The sequence below is a fragment of the Paramagnetospirillum magnetotacticum MS-1 genome (assembly GCF_000829825.1).
In the GTDB taxonomy this organism is placed as follows: domain Bacteria; phylum Pseudomonadota; class Alphaproteobacteria; order Rhodospirillales; family Magnetospirillaceae; genus Phaeospirillum; species Phaeospirillum magnetotacticum.
In genome coordinates this window covers 371519-392189 of the sequence record NZ_JXSL01000020.1, presented here as the reverse complement: position 1 = coordinate 392189, position 20671 = coordinate 371519, and the positions used below count along the sequence as shown (strand labels likewise).

Annotated in this window: 21 protein-coding genes and 1 tRNA gene; 1 reads left to right on the top strand and 21 read right to left on the bottom strand. The window is 64.5% G+C overall.

What is annotated here, in order from left to right:
• Nucleotides 1-31: 31 nt before the first annotated feature.
• The 17 genes from CCC_RS04290 to mnmA form a co-directional block, all read right to left on the bottom strand.
• Nucleotides 32-1969, bottom strand: a complete 1938-nt coding sequence (locus CCC_RS04290) for an adenylate/guanylate cyclase domain-containing protein (RefSeq protein ID WP_041039901.1) — start codon at nucleotides 1967-1969, stop codon at nucleotides 32-34.
• A gap of 1 nt (nucleotide 1970) precedes the next feature.
• The gene (locus CCC_RS04285; protein WP_009868317.1) at nucleotides 1971-2678 is read right to left on the bottom strand and encodes a hypothetical protein; all 708 of its coding nucleotides are present in this window, start codon (nucleotides 2676-2678) and stop codon (nucleotides 1971-1973) included.
• Nucleotides 2675-5569, bottom strand: coding sequence for a CHAT domain-containing tetratricopeptide repeat protein (locus CCC_RS04280; RefSeq protein ID WP_041039899.1), 2895 nt, complete (start codon nucleotides 5567-5569; stop codon nucleotides 2675-2677). Before CCC_RS04280 ends, CCC_RS04285 begins: the two co-directional genes overlap by 4 nt.
• 146 nt (nucleotides 5570-5715) lie before the next feature.
• Nucleotides 5716-7911: a two-partner secretion domain-containing protein gene (locus CCC_RS22905; RefSeq protein WP_052472932.1), complete on the bottom strand. Its 2196-nt coding sequence runs from the start codon at nucleotides 7909-7911 to the stop codon at nucleotides 5716-5718.
• A 2-nt stretch (nucleotides 7912-7913) separates the two neighbouring features.
• Nucleotides 7914-9530: a ShlB/FhaC/HecB family hemolysin secretion/activation protein gene (locus CCC_RS04270; RefSeq protein ID WP_160295509.1), complete on the bottom strand. Its 1617-nt coding sequence runs from the start codon at nucleotides 9528-9530 to the stop codon at nucleotides 7914-7916.
• 386 nt (nucleotides 9531-9916) lie between these two features.
• Nucleotides 9917-11191, bottom strand: a complete 1275-nt coding sequence (locus CCC_RS04265) for a tyrosine-type recombinase/integrase (RefSeq protein WP_052472931.1) — start codon at nucleotides 11189-11191, stop codon at nucleotides 9917-9919.
• A gap of 119 nt (nucleotides 11192-11310) precedes the next feature.
• Nucleotides 11311-11562 carry a hypothetical protein gene (locus CCC_RS04260; RefSeq protein ID WP_152619688.1) on the bottom strand — a complete coding sequence of 84 codons (252 nt, stop codon included), beginning with the start codon at nucleotides 11560-11562 and terminating at the stop codon, nucleotides 11311-11313.
• 47 nt (nucleotides 11563-11609) lie between these two features.
• Nucleotides 11610-11939: a superinfection immunity protein gene (locus tag CCC_RS21630; protein ID WP_041039895.1), complete on the bottom strand. Its 330-nt coding sequence runs from the start codon at nucleotides 11937-11939 to the stop codon at nucleotides 11610-11612.
• Between the two features lie 85 nt (nucleotides 11940-12024).
• Entirely contained in the window at nucleotides 12025-12270 is a 246-nt protein-coding gene (locus tag CCC_RS22065) for a hypothetical protein (protein WP_009868309.1), read from the bottom strand.
• The gene (locus CCC_RS22395) at nucleotides 12257-12400 is read right to left on the bottom strand and encodes a hypothetical protein (protein ID WP_160295508.1); all 144 of its coding nucleotides are present in this window, start codon (nucleotides 12398-12400) and stop codon (nucleotides 12257-12259) included. Before CCC_RS22395 ends, CCC_RS22065 begins: the two co-directional genes overlap by 14 nt.
• Nucleotides 12397-12708 (bottom strand): hypothetical protein, encoded by a 312-nt coding sequence (locus tag CCC_RS04250; RefSeq protein WP_152619687.1) that lies wholly within the window; start codon nucleotides 12706-12708, stop codon nucleotides 12397-12399. Before CCC_RS04250 ends, CCC_RS22395 begins: the two co-directional genes overlap by 4 nt.
• On the bottom strand, nucleotides 12701-12943 hold the full coding sequence (locus CCC_RS04245; RefSeq protein WP_041039893.1) for a hypothetical protein: 243 nt from the start codon (nucleotides 12941-12943) through the stop codon (nucleotides 12701-12703). The genes CCC_RS04250 and CCC_RS04245 overlap by 8 nt, the downstream gene beginning before the upstream one ends.
• A gap of 127 nt (nucleotides 12944-13070) precedes the next feature.
• Nucleotides 13071-14348 carry a phage major capsid protein gene (locus CCC_RS21025; RefSeq protein ID WP_052472929.1) on the bottom strand — a complete coding sequence of 426 codons (1278 nt, stop codon included), beginning with the start codon at nucleotides 14346-14348 and terminating at the stop codon, nucleotides 13071-13073.
• Nucleotides 14335-14826 carry a helix-turn-helix domain-containing protein gene (locus CCC_RS22390; RefSeq protein WP_009867481.1) on the bottom strand — a complete coding sequence of 164 codons (492 nt, stop codon included), beginning with the start codon at nucleotides 14824-14826 and terminating at the stop codon, nucleotides 14335-14337. Before CCC_RS22390 ends, CCC_RS21025 begins: the two co-directional genes overlap by 14 nt.
• Nucleotides 14827-14955: 129 nt before the next feature.
• The gene (locus CCC_RS04230; protein WP_152619686.1) at nucleotides 14956-15204 is read right to left on the bottom strand and encodes a hypothetical protein; all 249 of its coding nucleotides are present in this window, start codon (nucleotides 15202-15204) and stop codon (nucleotides 14956-14958) included.
• Nucleotides 15205-15534: 330 nt separating this feature from the next.
• Nucleotides 15535-15611: transfer RNA gene (locus tag CCC_RS04225), tRNA-Met, on the bottom strand.
• 43 nt (nucleotides 15612-15654) lie between these two features.
• Nucleotides 15655-16776: a tRNA 2-thiouridine(34) synthase MnmA gene (gene mnmA, locus CCC_RS04220; protein WP_009867482.1), complete on the bottom strand. Its 1122-nt coding sequence runs from the start codon at nucleotides 16774-16776 to the stop codon at nucleotides 15655-15657.
• A 96-nt stretch (nucleotides 16777-16872) separates the two neighbouring features.
• On the opposite strand from mnmA, the gene CCC_RS04215 reads away from it, so the two are divergent.
• Nucleotides 16873-17475: a class I SAM-dependent methyltransferase gene (locus CCC_RS04215; protein ID WP_009867483.1), complete on the top strand. Its 603-nt coding sequence runs from the start codon at nucleotides 16873-16875 to the stop codon at nucleotides 17473-17475.
• A 22-nt stretch (nucleotides 17476-17497) separates the two neighbouring features.
• Here the strand turns inward: CCC_RS04215 and CCC_RS04210 are convergent, their stop codons facing one another.
• The 4 genes from CCC_RS04210 to hscA are packed head-to-tail and all read right to left on the bottom strand — an operon-like array spanning nucleotide 17498 to nucleotide 20671.
• A complete protein-coding gene (locus CCC_RS04210; protein ID WP_009867484.1) occupies nucleotides 17498-18199 on the bottom strand; it encodes a DUF599 domain-containing protein in 702 nt (233 codons plus the stop codon).
• A 15-nt stretch (nucleotides 18200-18214) separates the two neighbouring features.
• Entirely contained in the window at nucleotides 18215-18409 is a 195-nt protein-coding gene (gene iscX, locus CCC_RS04205) for a Fe-S cluster assembly protein IscX (protein ID WP_009867485.1), read from the bottom strand.
• Nucleotides 18410-18422: 13 nt separating this feature from the next.
• On the bottom strand, nucleotides 18423-18761 hold the full coding sequence (locus tag CCC_RS04200; protein ID WP_009867486.1) for a ferredoxin family 2Fe-2S iron-sulfur cluster binding protein: 339 nt from the start codon (nucleotides 18759-18761) through the stop codon (nucleotides 18423-18425).
• 17 nt (nucleotides 18762-18778) lie between these two features.
• Nucleotides 18779-20671, bottom strand: a complete 1893-nt coding sequence (hscA, locus tag CCC_RS04195; protein ID WP_041039889.1) for a Fe-S protein assembly chaperone HscA — start codon at nucleotides 20669-20671, stop codon at nucleotides 18779-18781.

Sequence of the window (20671 nt, the reverse complement as noted above, 5' to 3'; positions counted from 1 at the left end):
GACAAGACGAGTCATTTGATAGGGCGACCGGCTATTTATCCTTCATGGTGACCACGTCGGTGGTCTCGCCGCTCTTCAACCGTTCCAGATGGAAGGCGATGCACGGGTCGTCGCCTTCCAGTGCCTGAAAAGCCGCCAGAGCGTCCCCGCCCTGTCCTTCGGCCATCAGGGCATAAGCGGCCAGATAGCCCTGTCCTGCCGGACTGTTAAGCCATTCATCCGAGACTGGTTCGAACACGGCGATGGGATGGGATTTTCCCTTGAGGGTGAAGCGCCCCAGGGGCCGAAGCCCCGCCATGCCCGAGGCGGCGACGCTGGTCTCCGACACGCAGACCGCCGTGCCGAAATACTTGTTCAGCCCCTCGATACGCGCCCCCGTATTCACCGCATCGCCCACCGCCGAATACTTGAAGCGCTTGCCCGAACCGAAATTGCCGATCAGGGCATTGCCCGTGTGAACGCCGATCCGGGTGATGCCCCAGCCCGTGGCGCGGACATGGTCCAGTTCGCGGAAGCTGCGCGAGAATTCCTCGATGCGCCGGGCGCAGATGATGGCGCGCTCGGCATGATCGGGATGGGCAACCGGGGCGCCGAACAGGCAGAACACCGCGTCGCCGATGAAGTCGACCACGGCGCCGCCCTGCTCCATCAAGATGGAGCAAACGCCGTCGAAATACTGGTTGAGCATGGCGCCCAGCACCGCAGGCTCGGTCTGTTCCGACACCGTGGTGAAGCCCGCCACATCGGTGAACAGGAAGGTCATCTCCCGGCGCTCGCCCCCCAAAGTCAGGCGCGACGGGTCCTTGACCAGTTCGTCGACGATGCTGGGCGACATGTAAAGCCCGAAGGCGTTCTTGATGAACTGCTTTTGCTGGCGTTCCTGACGGCCACCCAGGGTTTCGGCCAGCCACATGGCGCTGGCCAGGGCCAGGCTGGGCATCAGGAGAGGAATGTTGAGCCCGGTCCGGGCGAAGGCGAAGAATCCCCCCACCCAAAGGGCGACCAGAAGCAACCCCGCCAACCCGGCCTTGACGCCGACGCCGAAAGGAAGGCGCGACAGCGCCACGGCGGCCAGGGCGATGACGGCGCAAAGCAACAGCTTCATCCGCACATCCAAAGAGTCGCCGCGCCGCCCGTCGAGCAATTGCGCCAAGGCATGGGCGTGGATATCCACACCCGGCATCAAGCGGTTCGGACCGCTTTCCCCCACATAGAACGGCGTGCGGTGACGGTCGGTCAGGCTGAGATCCGAGCCGATCAGCACGATCTTGCCGCGCAGCCAGTCCTTGGGCATGAGCTTGACCGTATGGGCGGGGAAATGGCGGAACGGCGCCAGTTCCGGCCCGGCCTTACCGCGCCACGCCATGGGCTGGGCAAAATAGGTGCCGCCGGGATTGATCCGGGCGGCCAGGGCCAGGGGAAAACCGGGGATGAAGCCGTCGGGAGACTGGCGCCCGGAGAACATCTCACGGACGGTCTGGTCGTAGGCGTCCTTGTGCAAGGAGGCATAGCCCCGCTGTCCCTGGGGCAGGAACTCGTCCAGATATTCCCGCTGATCCTCGTTGAGCCCCTCATCGGCGCCGATATAACTGGCCACCACCGGCGCCTTCATGCGCGCCAGCACGGCGCGCAGTTCCGCATCCTTGGCCGGTTCGGAAGGCTGGTCGAACAAGACGTCCAGCCCCACCGCGCGGACCCCCGCTCCGTCCAGGTCTTCCAGCAGCCCGGCCAGGAAATGGCGATCCACCGGCGAGCGGTAGGGAAACAGTTGCAGCGTGTCCTCGGTGATGGAGACCACCACGATATCGGGATGCTGGGGCTCGGCCGGAGTGAGACTGGCCACCCGGTAATCGGCGGCCCAGTTTTCCACGATCACCAGAAAGGGCAGATACTCACCCAGCAGAAAGGCGAAGACCACCGATACAAGGGCCACCGCGCCTTGGCCGAACCATCGCCTGATCCGCTCCATGTCAGCGCCCTCCAACCGCCAAGGCCTGGGCCTGGGTCTCACACCCCAGTTCCAGCATCCAGGCGACAAGGGCGGCATCGGTCCCCAAACCGGCGGGAACCGCGTGGATGGTGATGGCCACGGGGGCTTTGCCTAAGATCACCTTATAGGCCTTGCCGTCCTGAAGTTTCAGCGATGGCGGAAGCGCCAGCCGGTCCGAATTGCCCGGCCAGGGGGCCTTGGCCAGCCAGGAGCGATCGGCGGGTGAAATCTCGATCTCCTCGTCGCCGCGTCTCTCCGTCCCCCGCCACAGCACCGTCTCGGCGTCTGAAAGCAGGCAGTGGTTGCCGCCATGGCGGACATCCACCAGCCAGGGCTCTGGCAAGGGCGGCCTTTTCTCTGCATTGCTGCGCACCACACCGGCCGAGGTGGTATCGGCGGCCCTGGCCGCCACCAATCCCTTCAAGGACTTGGCCATATCCGCCCCGCCCGCCTGCACCTCGGCGGCGGGCGCGGCTTCCGAAGGCCCCTTGAGCTTGATGGTCCGCCCGTCGCTGGTCACCAGGACCAGCTTCTGCCCCAGGGCCAGAGATATGGGCTTGCCCCCGTCCAGCACCTGACCGGGAGCCAGATCCAGCCCCTTGGCCTCGACCACATAGACCTCGACGGCAAGGGCGGGAAAGCACCAGCCCACCAGGGCAAGGACCAACAGGATTGCGGATCGCGTCATGGCTTCACTCCGCCGATCAGGGAAAAGCCCGCCCAATGGACGGGATGGGCGGTTCCTTCATTGGCCAAAAGAGCCAGTTGCGCCTGCTGCAAGGCCGTGTCCAGTCCCTCGGCCTTGGCATTGATCTCGAACAAACCGGTCATCAGGCGGGTGGTGGACACCGACGGCACCGGCCAGTGGGACGCCAGGACCGAGCGGGCCCCGGCGTGAAAGAAGACATCGGCCAGACTGGACAGAGCCTCGCCGCCGAACCCACCCCCCGCCGAGGCCGTGTTGCAGGCCGACAGCACCACCAGATCGGCATCCAGGCGAAGCGCTGCGATCTCGCTTGCTTCCAGCAATCCGTCCCCGGCCTTGGTCGCGGCCCCTCCGGCAGGCGGGGCCAGGGCAAGACCCGGCTCGGACTGGCAGCGCAATTCCGCCGGAAGCAATCCGTGAGTGGCGAAGTACAGCACGCGGTAGCGGTCCAGGGACTTGGCCCGGAGCGCGGCTTCGGTCGCCCCGCCACCCACGAGGATGTCGTCCCCCGACGCGTTCAGAACCTTGGCCACCGAGCGCAACTCCACCTCGGTGTCGGGCAGCGGCGCCAGCTGGCCCAACAGCCCGGCGGGCAGCGGTCCATCACTGCGGCAGTGCTGAACCAGGGAAGCCGAGCCTTTGGGACCCATTCCTCCGAAACTGGGATTGCCGATGCCGAGCAGGGGAAGGCTGGCCAAGGACTTGCCCGCATGGCGGCGCATGGTGACCAGGGCGCCCACCGACGGCCATTGGCTGAGCGCGCTGTGCCGCGCCAGCCAATCGGCTCGGCCGGGGTCGTTGGACGATGGCGGCGTCACCACCAGGGCCGCCGCCGGCAGACTGGCCAGGGCTCCGGCGGGAATAACCAGCAGATGGCGCAACGCGCCCAAGGGCGGGGACAGGGGAGCGAACAGCTTGGCGTACAAGGCATGGGCGCGGCCAAGATCATAGCGCCCGACCCGGCCATCCTGAACGGTAATCCCCTTGCGCAGTTCCGAAACTTCGGCGGCCAGGTCTTCCCTGGTGATGTCCAGGCGCTTCGCCTCCACCCGATCGGGCGTCACCATGACCGCCAGACCGAAGTCGTCGCCGAAGGCAAAGGCGATCACCCCTTCGCCCGCCCCCAACGCCGAACGCAGCCGGGCGATGGTCACGGGGGCCGGGCTGGACAGATTGGCGTAATCGGGAAAGGCGCTGCGCAACTGGCCATCCAGTTCGGCCATGCGCGCCACCGCGAACCGGTATTCGTCGGCCAGCCAGGCCTCGCGGTCACCGTTTCGCTGGTCGTCCGGAAGAGCTGCCTCGGAGGCGAGCGATAGGCGGATTTCATCGCGTCGGCGCTGGCTGTCCTGGCGTTCGGCCACCATCTTGGCGATGCGCTCGTCGCCGGAGGCGAATTTCAGCGCCGCATGCGAGACCATGTCCGATTGCTGCCCGGCCTGGACCAATTGCAGCACCGAGAAAACCTGATCAAGAAGGACGTCGCGCTCCTCGCCTCCCTGCTCCGCCAGTTCCAGGGCGGTCACGATGAAGGGTGATGCCGCCTCGAATCCCAGCCGCATCCCTTCTGCGCTATGACGGGCCAGCAACGCGAATTCCTGGCGGAAGGCCTGCATGGCCTGGGTGTAGCGCCCCTGCTCGGCGCGAAAACGGCCCAGGGCGGCCCAGGCCAGCACCGTGGGCATGCCGTCGCCGAACAGACGTTGGCTGAGACCGACCGCCTCGTTCAGCAGGGCCTCGCCCTCGGAATAGCGGCCCTGGCGGCCCAGCACCAGCCCCATGGTGGACAGCGCCTGGACCCGCCAGCCGCCTGGCAGATTATTGCTGTCTCCGGTAATGGACAGGGCCTCGGCGGCCGTCACGGCGGCCGAAGCCACATCGTCGAGCCGCAGCGACATGGAGGCTTCGACCAGCAGGCTCTGGGCCAATTCTCCCCGCGCCAGAAAGGCATCCATCAAAACACCCTTGGCAACCTGGCCGCCTCCTTCAGACGCCATCAGGGTTTGGCGGAGCAGGCTGGCCTGATGGGCCAGGGCGCGGGCCTCGGCGAAGCTGTGGCGGTTGGCGGCGTCCAGCGCCTGATAGCTGATCAGCCGGGGCATATCCAATGGCGTGATGGATTTGCGCACCAAGGGCTCGGCCCGGCGGAACAATTCGGCCGCCTCGACGAAGCGTCCCTGGTTGCTGACCTCAAGGGCCAGATGCATCAGCGTGTCGCCCAGTCCGGGATCGTTGTCGCCGAACACCTTGCGCTGCACATCCAAGGCGCGGCGATAGGCCTGCTCGGCCCCGGCATGATTGCCCATGCCGTTGTTGAGCCGCGCCAGTTCGGTCAGGTCGCGATAGCTGGCCGCCAGACTGGAATCATAAAGACCATCGGGCCGGGCGGCGGCTGGCGCCGAGGCGGCGCCGTCGCTCAAGGGGGCGAGATGGGCCATGGCCGCTTCCAGGGCCGGTTGATTGGCGGGCGTTCCCTCGGCCTGGAGCAGCAGCGGACCGCGCAGGGTGGCAAGCGTTATGGCGGGCCAGCCGCCCTCGCGCGACATGCAGGCCGCCACCATTTGCCCGCGCTCGGGCCGGGCCGGTTGGCAGGCCAGCCGCGATGCGGTATCGGCGGCCACCGGGCTGGCGGCCAGGGCCTGCTCGACACTCTCGGCCCCGGCCCAATCGGCGCGGACCCGCCCCCCGGCCAGGGCGGATGGACCGCAATAGACGTCCATGGGCGGTGGCACCCTGGCATCGGGCGAGATGGCCGCTCTGACTTCCCCCCGGCACTCCTGGCCCAGCAGATCCTTGCCCAGGGGCACGCCCTCGGCCAAGGCGGCGAAGGCGGGCAGAAGAAACGCGGCGATGATGGCCAGCCTGATCCCCACCGCAGAACTTATTGATGTGTCATCCCGACGACCACCGGGAGAAGGGATCTCGTTCTGGCACGAATTTTCAGAACCGGCACCAATGGCCCAGGCGGAGATCCCTCGACGTCGCTCGGGATGACACTGGGGGTCAAAGAGCGCCAGCCTTACCACAGCGCGGGATTCCCGAAGCTGGAGTAGCGCTGGCTCACACCCGGAACGCCCTGGTTGCCGCCGGGAGCCGGGGCCACTTCACGCTGAAGCAGGCCGGGGATGACCTGGGCCACCGAGGTCTTGGCCGGAGGCTCGCGGCGCGGCCCCTCGCGGCCACCGCCACCGGGTGGCGGCGCTCCGGCTGGCGCGCCCTCGGCGGCATTCTGGGGGCCGCCCTCGCCTGCGGGTGGCCCGAAGGCGGATTCGCCGCCATTCTCGCCCGCCGGTCCTTGGGCCGCGGGACCGTTGCCCCCCAGCACATCGCCAACGCCCGGCCCCGAACGCGCTCCGGGGCCCGGGCCGCCCCCTGGCCCCATCCCCATCCCGAATCCTGGCCCCGCAGCGCCTGCGCTTCCCCCCCCAAACGGAGAAGGCGGAGGAGGCGGAGGTAACTGAGAACCACCTCCGGAGGGATTGTGCAGCCTAACCCCAACGGCATTGGCGGTGAGCGTCGCTTGATTGGTGATATTGCTGCCGGTGGCGGTCACGTCGATATAGCCGGTGGTCGACGTGATGGTGGTGGCCCCGCCGCCGCCCAGATTCACGCCCGCGCCCGACAGGGTAATGTTGCCGGTCACCGTACCGCCCACGGAATAGCTGAGCTGATTGGCCGCGGTAATGGTCAGGCTGCCGCCGATATTGATGGTCGCCCCCGACTGGCCGTTGAAATCTCCCCCGGAATTGATGGTCAGCGAATTGGCGCTGCCCGAATTGATATGGGCGTTGTTCATCATGGTGATATTGCCGCCCGCCAAGGTCCGCAGCGTCAACGAGCCGCCTCCCAGCAGATTATTGATCTTGCCGTCATTGATGGAGGCGCCGCCAGCGGTGGGCTCCAGCGGTGAGCCGCCCATATTGGTGGGACCGGCATTGGGTCCGGCCGTGATGTTGAAATCCAGCGGATCAAGTAGCAGGCTGCCCGCACGCCCTAAGGCGGCGGTTCGGATCACGTCGCCCTGAAAGTCGAGAGCCCCCCGGCTGGAGACTTCCACCGCGCCGCCGTCGCCGCCCTGCGGCCCGCCCTTGACGCTGATTGTGCCGTAATTGCGCGTGGTGTTCTCGGACCACACCACCACCTGACCACCATTGCCCTTCTCGGTGGCATCCGCCGCCACCACCGATGAGGCGGCGAGATAGGCCACCTGGGATTTGGGCTCGGCGCCCTCGCCATGCCAGTTGCCGCCCACCAGCACGGTGCCACCACCCGCCGCGCCCGAGGCATCGACACGGGCATTGTCCATCACCGCCACGGTCTCGCCCAGCACCTTGACCGTGCCGCCGGTCTCGCCGCTATTGACGCCCTGGGCCTGGACTTGGCCCGTGACCGAGACGATGCCGGTTGCCCCGCCGTCGAAGACGATCTCGCCATTATGGGCCGAGACGGAATTGGCCTCCACCAGCCCGCCCACATTGATCACCTCGCGCGCCACCGAATCGATGGAGCGCGCCGCGATCAGCACTTGACCTCCGGGAACGCTGATGGCCCCCGTATTGGTGGCCACCGCGCCTATCGCCGCCTCGCCCACCTGATAGCGCAGCAATCCGTCGCCGTTGATGTCGACGTTGAAGGTCTTGGCGGCGCCCAGGGCCACCGTGCCTTGGGGCGCCTCGATGCGGCCCGAATTCTCCACCTGGATTGCGGCCAGGATCACCGTGCCACCGGGCAAGGCGCTGATGATGCCAGCATTGGCCACACTGCTGCCCGACGGAGCGGCGGCGAAGACATAGCGCCCAGCCAGGAAGTCCGCATTGGCGATGGAAGACGTGGTGGCGACGAAAGAGCCCGCCGAAATGCGCCCGCTGCTGCCGATCTGGATGCCGTTGGGATTGACGATGAAGACGATGCCATTGGCCAGCAACTGGCCGTTCAGGCTGGAGATGGTGCTGCCGGTGACCCGGTTGAGGATGGAGGCCTGGGCATTGGGCTGGGTGATGCGCACCACTTCCCCAGCCCCGATGGAAAAGCTGTTCCAGTTGATGACCAGGGTCGCGCTTTGCTGGACGATGATCAGGGTATTGCCGCTTTGGGTGATGGTGGCCTTTCCGCTGACCACGGTGCCGCTCTGGGGCGCGGCCAGAGCGGTCTGGAGGGTAGCGAAGGCCAAGATGGTGCTGGCCAGAAGCAAAGTGCGGCGTGTCATGGTGTTCATGGCTAGAACCGTCCCGACAAAGCAACGATGACGCGGGCGAAATGTCCCCCGGCGGTGCTGTCCGCCCCATAGGCGCGATGGGCCAGTTCCAATGTGCCTTCCAGGCTTTCGTTCAAAGCCGAGCGTAGCCCGCCGCCAAACGAGGCCAGGCCCTGCTGTCCGCCCGTGCTGTGCGTCCAGACCAGCCCGGCGTCGTAGAAGGTGTAGGCCATTAACGACCGCACCATGGGCGCCAGGGGCGAGATGTCGTGGCGCAAGGATACGGTGGTTCCAAAACCGTGATCGCCCAGCAGCGCGCTGGGATCGAAACCATGGCCGAAAGTGGTGCCGCCCAGGGCGAATTCCTCACCCGACAGCAAGGTCCGGTCGGCGTATTGCCCGGAGGCGCCCACATAAAGATCCCAGGCGGGCGCCAGATTCTGCAGACGGCTGATGTCGAAGGTGTATTTGGTGAAGCCGGGATCGGCGCCGCCGCGCGACAACAGTTCAACGTCCTTCTGGCTGCCGCCCAATTGCGGCAATCCCCGCGATATCCCGGCGCCCATGCTGTTCACGCCCGACAGCCAGCCGGAATGCAGCCAGGACAGTTTCGCATCGGCCACCCGCCAGCGGTCGAAGCTGACCGGAGCGCCCGACAGATGGCTGTTGGCCATGCGCGCCGTCAGGCCGCCTTCGGCCATGACGGTATGAGCCCGGCTGCGAATCACGGGATAGGCGATCCTACCGCCGAGATTGGAACTGAAGGTGCGGGCATCCTGCTCGGACAAAGTGAAGCCCGGCCGGGACATGGAATAGTCGAAGGCCAAGGAGGCCAGGAGTCCATCCACGCCCAGGGGCTGGGCATAGCCCAGGCGCACGGCCTTCTTCTTGCGGCCATCGGGCGTGCTTGATACGCCCAATGAGACTCGTTCGCCGAAACCGGAGAGCGAATTGAGCCCAAGATCGGAATTGGCGACCCACGGCCCCTCGTAGCGCGACGAACGGTTATCGATGCTGGCGGTCACGTCCACCGCCGCGACCTTGGCCGTCACCACCAGATCGGCGGCGCCGGTCTCCTCCTTGGAGGGCTTCAGCAAGCCCACGGCCTTCATGCCGGGCAGGTCGTTCAACAGCAGCAGGGCCCGTTCCATGGTGGCATTACGCAAGGGCCGCTCGGCCAGCAGGGGCAAAAGCATTCCCCGGGCACGGGCCTCCTCCGCGCCGCTCAGCCCTTCCACGGAAACCGAGCCGATATGGCCTTCGACCACCTGAATGCGGAAGATGCCGTTCCTGGTCCGCTGAGGCGGGACCACGGTGCGGACCAGCAGATAGCCCTCTTCCCGATAACGGGCCTCGATGGCCTCGGCGATGGCGATAATGTCCGACAGCGACGCCTCGCGCCCGATCAGCGGCGCGGTCAGGGCGGACAGGTCATTCCCGCTGAGGACGGTCGAGCCCTCGATGAGGATCTCGCGCACCTGAAAGCGCAGCAGGTCCACGTCCTGGCCCAATGGCGCGCGTTTGGGCGCCGGAATGGTGATGTCGAAATTCCCCTGGGGGGCAAGCGAGGGCGCAGGCCGCTCGCGCCCGGGCTCCACCGTAGAAGGCAGGCGACTTTGCGCGCTGGCGGCACAGGGCAAGAATGCGCCAAGAAACGCCAGACAAGTGCCCAGAACCTTGATTTCAGACGATCCCCACCAGCTTGCCACTGTCCTCATCGTCCTCAGAATCATCGGGCCAAGCGTCCAAAGTGCCGCATGGGGAAGTATAGCCCTGAAAAATGGACATACGATGGATAACACATTCTCTATGCCTGGGGCATTGGTCGCGAACAACGCCGCCAGAACCGGCCGCGCCAAAGGCGCCGGGAAAGAGACCTAGCTGAAATTTCAGTGGCGAGCCGAAAAACACGAAGCCTCCCCAAGGTCTTGCACCCTGGGAAGGCTTATGTCAGTCGCAAGGACTGTCGAGATGGTAGCGGGAGAGGGACTTGAACCCCCGACCCCAGGATTATGATGCCTGTTGTTTAGCTATGTTTTATGCGGGTTACAGCGTTTTTTCTGGGTGTTTTTCTGGAATCCACTTTACGCTCCGGTTTGTTCTGGGACGCTCCGAAAAGGGCCGCTGCAATATCATCGCCTGCGTTGCGTTTTTCGCCCGTGGCCTGGAACAAGTGGGCGTATGTGTTCAGGGTGGTGGATGGAGTCGAGTGTCCCAACAGGTGCTGTACCTCCACAACAGTCCGCCCGTTCGCTATGTGGATCGAAGCATAAAGGTGCCTGAAGTCATGCCACGAAAACCGGGTGTCCTCGTCCTCGCCGATCAGCTTGGCTTGGACCTGAACCGGGTGGACGAACCGGTGATGGAGATTGGACGCCGATTCGACATTCCCGGCACCATTGGGGAAGACCAGATTCTTACCCCGTTCTGCAAGCGGCTGGGCGAGCTTCCAAGCGCGCATGGTGGCCACCAGAGGCTTGCCCATGTCCATGGTCCGCCAGGACGTCTCGGACTTCGGTGAACCGATCTCGCCCCACTCGTTGGCCCGCTCGACCACCTGAAGCTTGCCAGCGTCCAGATCGACGTTAGCCCAGCGCAGCCCCCGCAGCTCTGACAGCCGCAGACCGGTGAGGATTGCGGTGGACAACATGGCGTGCATCTTGCCGGGGTAGTGTTCAGCGGCTGCTTTCTCAAGTGCTTCGATCTCTGGAATGGTCGGGATCCGCATAGCGGCCCCGTTGGTCGGAGCGTGCCGCTTGCTCTTCTTCTTCCGGCGGGCGGCGGCGCAAACATTCGTGGCGACGAAGCCTTTCTCTTGGGCCAGGGAAATGATGGACCGCAGCGACGTGAACACCTTCCCGGCCATGGCAGGCGATCCGATCCGCTTGCCCCCCTCCCCTTCCCATCCGGCGGTCACGTCATCGCGGAAGTTGGAGACGTCGGCCAGGGTCAGCTTTGACAGCTTGGTGGTGCCGAGCTTCGGGTTGATGTAGATGCGAACGTGCCGTTCATATTGCTCCTGTGTGGAGCGTTCCAGCCCGGCCGCCTCTGCGTCTTTCAGCCAGTTCTCGGCGGCCTTCTCCACAGTGATGGAGTCGCGCTCGGCGACATGGACGCCCCGCTTTTTCTCCACCGTGATTTCGGCCAAGAACGACTCGGCCTCCCGCTTGGACACGAAGGTGGACTTGGTCACCCGCTTGCCGTCAGGCGCTTTGTACTCGACGCACCAAATGGGTTTGCCGCTCTTGCGCAGCACAGGCTTGCCGTCGCGTATGAGCTGATAGACTGATCCGTTTGCCATGGGGGGAACCCTTCCAGAAAAAATCCTGTTATCAGTATTTCTGTAAAAATTCCCGTTGTCAAACAAATCGGATCATCACTCCATAACGCGTTACCATGGGCGCGACTCTCAATAACGCGTTACCGACCCTGGCACGGCAAGAACGGCTGGCAGCCCGGCGGCGTCTGGATCGTACGAACCGTCATCCCCTTCTGATCCAGGACGTGCCAGTTCCCCGGACTCAGCTCTCGGATGGTCCCGGTGGTGTTGCCCCGCTGATCCACCGTATAGACCTGTTGGCCAATCACCCGGATGGATGGCGGCGTATCAGCAGCCAGGGCGCTGGTAGCGGTGGACAGGATCAGCACGGCGATGGTGGGGGTGGTGTTCATGCTGGCCATGCTGCCAGCCGAAGATGGCGGTGGTGTGGCGGCCTTGATCAGGCAATTTCATGGCCGCAGAACCGGCAAACTCTGGCTGCCCTCTTAATCGTTTCGGCGCATTTAGGGCAGGCGATAGTGTCATTGTCTGGCCGTGATGTTGCGATTGCTATATCTGCAGCCGCTTCTTTGCTGGTTCCAGTAAATGCCCAAATTATGGAAACCAGCCACCCCAGGCCGGTCCAGCCTAATGCCAAATTGAGGATAAAGATGGCCCTGCGGGATTGGTGTTTCCTCTGCCATGCCACACCAGTGGGGATGAAGTAGGCGACTAGAACACATGCAGCAGCTATACCCGCAACAATAAGCGCCTTTGTTTCTTGGCTCATTTGAGCACCCCACAACCCCTTGGCTTCATCAGTTTACACAAAGGGCTGGCAGAGCCAAGGGCGGGATCGTAATGGCGGGGGCGTACTAGCCCCGCTTCGCGCGCCGGGGCCTCGGCACAGAATGAAATGGCGGCGCCGTGTGCTCGGACATGTACGCCCGGACCCGGTCCATGGTGGACAAGGAAACATTGGCCCCGCAGGTCAGGCGCTCCCAATACAGCTTGCCGCAGCCAGCCAGGGCGCAGACCTGGGCGGGTTGCAGACCATGGAGCTGGGCATAGCTCCGCACGGCCCGGATCAGGGCTTGCCGGGGGGTATCAGGCGACGGCACGGGCCTCGTCCTCGGTCTGGGTCTGGGTGCGGCGCTGGCGTCGGGCTTCCTGGCGCCGGGCCAGCTCTTCCAACACCAGCTTTTCGACAGGCAGAAGGTCGGGGTCATTAAGATCGACGGTCAGGATCATTTCTTTTCGCTCTCCGTAAGGGACTTCATCCAGTCGGCCGCAGCTCGGCTGGCCTCGGCTTTCGCCTGGAGCGCCTCCACCTCGGCGGCCTGGATTGCGGTAGCGGGATTGACCGCCTTGGCGATATGCCAATTGGCCTGATAGATGGCGTTCAGCAGGTCTTTGACAACACCGTCAAACTCGGTGAAAGCCTTCTCTCGGGCGGCAGTACCCTTGGTCTCTGCCTCCATATAGATGGCACTCATGACCACCCCAATCAGCGCCTCGAACACGGCTACGGAGTGCGTCCAAACCGGATCATCAGCCATGATCGGCCTCGGGATTGCAGAAGACGGCGCGGAGGATGCCCAGGCGCATGGTCTCGATTGCATGGCCCAGGGCCTGTTCCGACTGGCGCACCTGGGCGGCGATGGCGGTCTGATCCTGCCCGGCGACGGATGCGGCGCCCATGGTCAGGGTGTCGGTGACCACGGTGGTCAGCGCCTTCACTACGGCGGCTGTATGGGCATTGATCACGGGCTTTAGTTCTTCGGCTGTCAACATGATGGGGATTCCTTCGAAGAGGGAACCCCCGGCGGTCCCCAAGGAGACTTTGACCGCCGGGAGCTTGCAGACGGGGAGTGAGACCCGTCGTCTGCCGGGGGGACGCGACTCCCCCCGGCCCCATGGGTTAAGCCAGACCGATTTTCTGGATCTGACAGAAGTGGGCAGGACGCAGAACGGCAACGTCCATCCAGCACATGGCGCGCAGCCAGATCTGCCCGGAGGTCCAGGCGCTGGCGCTGGCGTCACCCGCTTCGCGGCTCATCTCCAACACGATGTTCTGCGCGATGCCGCAGACGATGGAATCAAACTTGCCCATCAGGCCCCAGGACGTATTCGGCGTGCCGGTGGCCACCGGGATTTGATTTGTGACCATGCGCGGGATCGATTCCATGTAGGGCGGCGGCACGATGGAGCGGCCCAGGGTGTCCACCAGCCGGTCTTGTGCGGTGGCGATGCCGGGGGAGACCAGCAGCGACAACGAATCGCTCGTCTCGTCCAGGTTCCGCGCCCGGAGCTGGCCCAGGGCGGCGCCAAAGGGATCCCAGCCATAGCCAGTGTCGGTCAGATAGTGATTGGCGCAGTCCTGCGTCAGGATGCCCGGCTGGTTGATGATGCCCAGCGGCTCCCGGCCAATACCAGAACCGGACAGGATGGCGGCATCCATCGCCAGGGCCATGGCCTCGGAGATGGAGTGCATTAAGGCATCGCTGGCGTTGCTGGCGAAGCTGGCCAGTTCGAGCGACATCTTGACGTTCACCGCCAGCGACTTGGCCGAGAGCTGGACGGCGCCGAAAGCGGCGTCGGAATTGGCGATGGTCTGATTCTCACCACGCCAAGCGGGAGTGACGTCCGAGTCCAAGCGGGCCAGGGTCAGGTTACCGGCAGGCATCGGCAGCGTCATCACGCCAGCCTGGAAGCAACGGGCCTTATTGCGGACCAAGTCCACGATCTGGGCCGAGGTCTCCTGCCCGATCAGGAGGCCACCACTGATCCCGGTGCCAGCGGACATTGACTTCGCCTGGGCGGGCAGCCCACGCCAGTCATTGGTGCACATCGCCTTGACGAGGCCAGCCAGTGGGACTTCGTCCGCTTCGCTGCGCTCTGCCAGGGCGGCGAACGGCTGGCCCTTACGCAGGACCGGGATGTTATGGCCATTGGCGTCTTTCAACTGCATATGGCCTTCGGTGCCATACGGCACGGCTTCACGAGATTTCATAGCTTCGTCCTTTTTCAGGGTCTCGATCTGGGCATCCAACACCCTGATCTCGGCGATATGAGAGTCGACGACCTTGCACTCGGCGGCGGTCAGGTCGCGGCCATGGACCTTGTCCATGATGGCCTTGGCCTCATCGAATGCCTTCCAGCGGCGCCGGGTCAGGTCGCGGTGGTTAAGCCTGGGCATCGGTCGACTCCTCGTCCTTGGCCTGGGCCAGCGCCAGATCGGCTTGGAGCTGATCGGCGCGGCGGAGCACAGGGCCGATGATCTCCGAGAGCTGCACCACGTCCCAGCGGACCACGCCGGACAGGTCGGGGGACCGGGCCAGCAGGTGCTGATACGCGCCCTGGGCATCGCGCCAGATCAACAGCATGGGGGCCTTGCCACGCAGCTCATGAGCGGGCGCATGAAGCAGCTCGATCATGACGTTCGGCTGGGTGGAGAGCTGATCGATCACCTTGGTGGCCATGTCCCCGAAGGTGGCGGCAGGGATGCCAGCGGCCGACAGCTCCTTGGCCAACCGCAGGATCAGCACCTGCCGGGCGGTATGGGCGCCGGGCTTGAACTCGGTCAGGGGGCCTTGAGTGCGCCAGCCGCGCAGCGTCGCAGGATTGACGCCTGCGGCCAGCGTGGCGATGGATTCAGGATAAGACTGGGAGAGCATTTTGCGCCTCGTGTTGCTGTATCTGTGGCGATACCAACACAAGGAAACGCCTAGAGTCAAGCAATTGACTCTAGGCGTTTTGATTATGCTAAGTATAGTTTAGGCTTTTACCTACACTGTCAACGTCTATTATTGGCGCATTCCAGCCAAAAATACCGAAACACGTTCGAGTAATTTTTGCTGAACTTCGTTCAGGTCCGAGGTTTCGGTGATGAAGGTCAATGCGTCCATGCGGTACAGCTTCTTACGCCCAATTTGGACGCAGGGGAGCGGCAGCCGCTCGACCGTTTTCGGATGGAGGCCAAGCGCCTTAGCGACTGCCACCTTATCCAGGTAGCCGGGGAGCAATTCAGGGTCATGGGGGAGCGAGCGAGACATTAGCGGGGGCCTTTCAGTGCGTTACGACTGGAAGGGAGCATATCGGATTCGTGTTGCCGCTACAACTGTGGATATATCCTACACAAATACCATTTCCCGTTGTTGGATATATCCTACAAATTTGAATGGCTCTAAACTTGCGTCAGGTTTTCTGGAAACCGTTCTGGAAATGACTTTTCGGAGCGTGGTGGAGCATCCAGAGAAATCCGGGTAAGTTACGGAAATTGCTGGATAATCTGTAAGAATCTATTCTGGTGGTTTCCAGAACGATTTTGCCATGAAAAAACCCCGGCTTTCGTTAGAAAACCGAGGTTTTTCAAGGACTTTCGATGGTAGCGGGAGAGGGACTTGAACCCCCGACCCCAGGATTATGATTCCCGTGCTCTAACCAGCTGAGCTACCCCGCCATCGCGTCGAGAGCGGTTCGTATAATGGTCCGGGCGATTGCTGTCAAGCCTCTCGCACGCGGGAAATCCAGCCTCCGCCCAGGACCCGTTCCCCCTGGTAGAAGACGCAGGCCTGGCCGGGGGCGACGCCTTGTTCCGGGTGGTCGAGAATCACCTCGGCTCGGCCATTGGGCAGACGGCGCAGCAGGGCCGGTGCCGCTGGGCGGGTGGAGCGCACCTTGACGGCGACGCGCAGTTCCGTCTCGTCGCCGCCCAGCCAGTTGACCGCCTCCACAGGAACCACCGGACAGTCCAGGTCCTGGCGTCCGCCCACCACCACCCGGTCGGTTTCGGGTTCCAACGCCACCACATAAAGCGGTGGGCCGCCGCCCAGGCCCAGACCCCGCCGCTGGCCGATCGTGTAGTGGATCAGACCCTCGTGGCGGCCCAGCACCTTGCCAGAACTGTCGACGATCTCGCCCGGCCGTGCGGCTTCGGGGTGCAGGCGGGTGACCAGGGCGGCGTAATCGCCATCGGGCACGAAACAGATGTCCTGGCTATCGCGCTTGGCGGCCACGGGCAGGTGGTGGCGCGCCGCGATGGCCCGCGTCTCCTCCTTGCCCGACATGTCGCCGAGGGGAAAGCGCAGAAAGTCCAGTTGCGCCCGCGTGGTGGCGTACAGGAAATAGCTTTGGTCCCGGCCCGGATCGCGCCCGGCCCACATCTCCGGCCCCTGGGGACCGGAGCGGCGCCGCACGTAATGGCCGGTGGCCAGGGCGTCGGCGCCGAGATCCTTGGCCACGCCCAGAAGATCGCGGAACTTGACCGTGCGGTTGCACTCGATGCAAGGCACCGGCGTCTTCGCCTCCAGATAGGTCTGGGCGAAGCGCTCGACCACGTCACGACGGAAGGTTTCCTCGAAATCCAGCACATAATGGGGAATGCCAAGCGCATCGGCCACGGCGCGGGCGTCATGGATGTCCTTGCCCGCGCAGCAGGTATTGGGGCGGCAGGCGCCGGGTTCGATACCGCTGGTCGCCAGATCGTAAAGCTGAAGCGTGACGCCCACCACGTCGTAGCCCTGTTCCTTCAGCAGGGCGGCGACGGCCGAGGAATCCACGCCACCCGACATGGCGACCACCACGCGGGTGGCCGAAGCGGGCTTATCGATGTCGAGACTGTTCATGCCTTCCCTTGTAGAAGATGGGCGGGGCGCGTTGCAACGAAGCCGTGGTGCCTGTAGAACAGGACCGTCATTTATCCCCTTGTCTGGACCAGTCCCATGGCTGCGAAAAAGAAGTCGGCTTCCTCGCGCAAACTCAATCTCGGCTGTGGCCGCGATATCCGCGAAGGTTGGATCAACCTGGATTCCATGGCCCTGCCCGGCGTCGATGTGGTGGCCGATCTGTCGCTGTGCGCCACCACTCCCCTGCCCTTCGAGGACAGCAGCATCGACGAGTTCCTGCTGTCGCATCTGATCGAGCACATCCCCGATCCCCTTCCCCTGATGCAGGAATTGTGGCGCATCGCCAAGCCCGGCGCCAAGATGCAGATCCGCGTCCCCCACGGCGCCCATGACGACGCCTGGACCAACCCCACCCATGTGAAGCCCTATTTCGCCAGAAGCTTCGGCTATTTCTCCCAGCCCTGGTACTGGCGGGCCGATTACGGCTATCGCGGCGACTGGCAGCCGGAACTGGTCACCTATTCCGTCCCCCGGCGGCGCTTCGCCGGCCAAATGCCCGCCCAGATCCTGGAACAGATCGACGCCCTCAGAAACGTGGTCCAGGAGATGATCGTCGATCTGGTAGCCGTCAAGCCCTTGCGCCAGCCCAAGAAGGACCTGATGCAGGCGGCCAATATCAAGATTGCGCTGATGGAGTAGATGGGCTTGGGCGAGTGCCCAATCAGCCCGGCGGCACCGCCGCATTCAGTGCCCGCAGGGTCTTGGACCTGAATTCCCGGCGATAGAGCACCGCCACCACCACGGTGGTGGCGGCCACCATGGCCCCGGCATGGATGAACCATGTCATCAGGGCCAGGGCGAAGTAATAAGCCCTCAGTCCCCGATTGAAGCTGTGCGCGGCCAGGGCGTTGAGCCGGGCGGCATTCTCGGCATAGACGTCCTTGACCGAGGCCGCCGCATCGGCCAGCGGGGCGGCGCCCAGCAGGACACAGCAGTAATTGAACTGCCGCAGCGACCAGGTGATCTGGAAAAAGGCGTAGACGAAGACCCCGGCCAGCAAGACCACCTTGGTCTCGAACACGCCCTTGGGCGATTCGGCGACCAGGGGCAGGTCCTGGATCACGGCATAGGCCCGCTCTCCCGCGCCCAGCAGGGCCACCAGTCCACCCAGGATCAGGATGGAGGCCGAGGCGAAGAACGACACGCTGCGCATCAGATTGCCCAGCAGGGCACTGTCGGCCACCCGGACCTCCCGGTCGCACATATTGCGCATCCAGGTCAGGCGAAGACGCGCCGTCGCCGCCAGCAGGGTGTGACCATCCGCTGTCAGACGGTCGGCCATGATCGTATATCCGGTCCACAGCACCAGAAAGGCCGCGAAGGCCGCCAGATCGACAGCGGGCAGAAGGGCGAAGGGATTCATGGAGGGAAGTCTGCGCTAATCCCGCTCGTCGATCCAGGCCATCTGAATGGCTTCGAGAATTTTCTCGTTGGACTTGGCAGGATCGTCGGCGAAGCCGGGCAAGGCGCAGACCCAGTGATGCAGGTCGGTGAAGCGCAAATTGACGTTATCGGCGTCAGGATGCGCTTCTTCCAGGGCGATGGCGATGTCGAGGGTATCGGTCCACTTCATCGCCGGCCGTTCCCTACTTCTTGTCGACCATCATGTTGCGGGTGGCGGCAGGCAGGGTGACCACCAGGCCGTCCAACTCCTTGCTCATGATGATCTGACAGCCCAGCCGGGAAGTGGCGGTCAGGCCGAAGGCCAGATCCAGCATGTCTTCCTCGTCCTCGGTGGCGGGCGACAGCTTGTCGTACCATTCCTTGGCCACCACGATATGGCAGGTGGAACAGGCCAGCGAGCCCTCGCAGGCGCCTTCCAACTCGATCTTGGCGTGGTGCGCCACTTCCAGCACCGACAATCCCTCGGGGGCGTCGACTTCCTGGCGGGTTCCATCGGGGGCGATGAACGTCATCTTGGGCATGAACCGGCTTTCCCTATCTAATCGCCGCTAAGGGCGTCATCGAGCTTATCCACCGCCATGCCAGCCAGGGCGGCGCGGATGCCACGGTCCATCCGCCGTTCGGCGAAAGTCTTGGTGGCGGCCTCCAGGCCTTCCGACGCGGCCGTCACGGCGTCGCGGTCGCCGGAGGCGATGGCAGCATCCACACCGGCGATAGCTGCATCGATATCCTGTCGCTCGGTTTCAGACAAGAGGTCAGAATCGGCACCCAAGGCCGCCTGCACCGCCAGCACAGAGCGGCGGGCCTCGACGGCAGTCTCGGCGAACAGGCGCGATTCCATGTCATCCTTGGCGTTGACCAGGGAATCGCGCAGCATATTGGCCATTTCGTCCTCGGTCAGGCCATAGGACGGCTTGACCGCCACTTGCTGCTCCACGCCCGTGGTCGCCTCGCTGGCCGAGACGGTCAGCAACCCGTCGGCATCCACCGTGAAGGTGACGCGGATGCGGGCCGCACCGGCGGCCATATTGGGAATGCCGCGCAGAACGAAACGGGCCAGGGAGCGATTCTGGTCCACCATCTCGCGCTCGCCCTGAAGCACATGGATGGCCATGGCGGTCTGGCCGTCCTGATAGGTGGTGAATTCCTGGGCCATGGCCACGGGGATGGGGGTATTGCGCGGAATGACCTTTTCCACGATGCCGCCCATGGTCTCGATACCCAGCGACAGCGGTGTGACGTCCAGCAGCAGGGTGTCGGACCCGATGGTCAGGGCCTCGGCCTGGAGCGCGGCGCCCACGGCCACCACTTCGTCGGGGTTGATGTCGGCCAGGGGCTCGCGGCCGAACAGTTCGGCCACCTTGCGGCGCACCAGGGGCATGCGGGTCGAGCCGCCCACCAGCACCACGCCCTGAATCTCGGCGACTTCGATGCCCGCATCCTCGATCACCGAGCGGCAGATGGACATGGTCTTGTCCACCCAGGGAGCGGCCAGGGCTTCCAACGCGTCACGGGTCATGGAGTGGCGGGACGGCTTGCCGTCCACCTCGATCATCCAATCGCCGGAGGCGCGCCCCGACAGGCATTCCTTGGCCACGCGGGCGGCGGCCAGGGCCTGCTTGGCCTCGCCCGCCGTGATAGTCTCGGCGCCATGCTCGCCATGGCGTTCGGCCAGGAAGCGCTCGGCGATGGCGTGGTCGATGTCGTCGCCGCCCAGAGCGGCGTCGCCGCCGGTGGACTTGACCTGAAAGACGCCCTTTTCCATGCGCAGGATGGAGATGTCGAAGGTGCCCCCGCCCAGATCATAGACGGCGTAGAGTCCCTCCGCGGCATTGTCCAAGCCATAGGCCAGGGCGGCGGCCGTGGGCTCGTTGACCAGGCGCAGCACTTCCAGACCGGCCAGACGGGCGGCGTCCTTGGTGGCGGTGCGGGCGGCGTCGTCGAAATAGGCGGGAACGGTGACCACGGCGCGGTCAACACTCTTGCCCTGGGCCTCCTCGGCGCGGGCCTTGACGGCGCGCAGAATGTCGGCGGAGACCTCCACCGGGGTGAGCGTCTTTCCCGCCACCTTGAGGCGCACCATGCCGCCATCGGCGGCCACGTCCAGGGTATAGGGCAGCGTCCCGGCCAGGGTCTTCAGATCCTCGGTGCCGCGGCCCATCAGGCGCTTGACCGAACTGACCACATGGTCGGGGGATTCCAGGATCATGCGCCGCGCATCCGAGCCCACGACGATCTCGCCGTCATCGGCGTAATAGACCACAGACGGGATCAGCCCCTTGCCCTCGGCATCGCGCAGGACCTCGGTCTCGCCATCCCTGGCCAGGGCCACCACCGAATTGGTGGTTCCCAGGTCGATGCCGACCGCCAGACCGCGTTCGGATTCGTGAGGCGCCGGGCTCTCGCCGGGTTCATGGAGCTGCAGAAGCAT

What these genes read in the sequence shown, in the direction of transcription:
- CCC_RS04285 (WP_009868317.1), bottom strand. Translation starts at nt 2,678, where the DNA reads ATGACGCGATCCGCAATCCTGTTGGTCCTTGCCCTGGTGGGCTGGTGC.
- CCC_RS04265 (WP_052472931.1), bottom strand. Translation starts at nt 11,191, where the DNA reads ATGGCAAACGGATCAGTCTATCAGCTCATACGCGACGGCAAGCCTGTG.
- iscX (WP_009867485.1), bottom strand. Translation starts at nt 18,409, where the DNA reads ATGAAGTGGACCGATACCCTCGACATCGCCATCGCCCTGGAAGAAGCG.
- CCC_RS04210 (WP_009867484.1), bottom strand. Translation starts at nt 18,199, where the DNA reads ATGAATCCCTTCGCCCTTCTGCCCGCTGTCGATCTGGCGGCCTTCGCG.
- CCC_RS04200 (WP_009867486.1), bottom strand. Translation starts at nt 18,761, where the DNA reads ATGCCCAAGATGACGTTCATCGCCCCCGATGGAACCCGCCAGGAAGTC.
- CCC_RS04215 (WP_009867483.1), top strand. Translation starts at nt 16,873, where the DNA reads ATGGCTGCGAAAAAGAAGTCGGCTTCCTCGCGCAAACTCAATCTCGGC.
- hscA (WP_041039889.1), bottom strand. Translation starts at nt 20,671, where the DNA reads ATGCTTCTGCAGCTCCATGAACCCGGCGAGAGCCCGGCGCCTCACGAA.
- CCC_RS22395 (WP_160295508.1), bottom strand. Translation starts at nt 12,400, where the DNA reads ATGATCCTGACCGTCGATCTTAATGACCCCGACCTTCTGCCTGTCGAA.
- CCC_RS22905 (WP_052472932.1), bottom strand. Translation starts at nt 7,911, where the DNA reads ATGAACACCATGACACGCCGCACTTTGCTTCTGGCCAGCACCATCTTG.
- CCC_RS04260 (WP_152619688.1), bottom strand. Translation starts at nt 11,562, where the DNA reads ATGAACACCACCCCCACCATCGCCGTGCTGATCCTGTCCACCGCTACC.
- CCC_RS04250 (WP_152619687.1), bottom strand. Translation starts at nt 12,708, where the DNA reads ATGGCTGATGATCCGGTTTGGACGCACTCCGTAGCCGTGTTCGAGGCG.
- CCC_RS04290 (WP_041039901.1), bottom strand. Translation starts at nt 1,969, where the DNA reads ATGGAGCGGATCAGGCGATGGTTCGGCCAAGGCGCGGTGGCCCTTGTA.
- CCC_RS21630 (WP_041039895.1), bottom strand. Translation starts at nt 11,939, where the DNA reads ATGAGCCAAGAAACAAAGGCGCTTATTGTTGCGGGTATAGCTGCTGCA.
- CCC_RS04245 (WP_041039893.1), bottom strand. Translation starts at nt 12,943, where the DNA reads ATGTTGACAGCCGAAGAACTAAAGCCCGTGATCAATGCCCATACAGCC.
- CCC_RS04230 (WP_152619686.1), bottom strand. Translation starts at nt 15,204, where the DNA reads ATGTCTCGCTCGCTCCCCCATGACCCTGAATTGCTCCCCGGCTACCTG.
- CCC_RS21025 (WP_052472929.1), bottom strand. Translation starts at nt 14,348, where the DNA reads ATGCCCAGGCTTAACCACCGCGACCTGACCCGGCGCCGCTGGAAGGCA.
- mnmA (WP_009867482.1), bottom strand. Translation starts at nt 16,776, where the DNA reads ATGAACAGTCTCGACATCGATAAGCCCGCTTCGGCCACCCGCGTGGTG.
- CCC_RS22390 (WP_009867481.1), bottom strand. Translation starts at nt 14,826, where the DNA reads ATGCTCTCCCAGTCTTATCCTGAATCCATCGCCACGCTGGCCGCAGGC.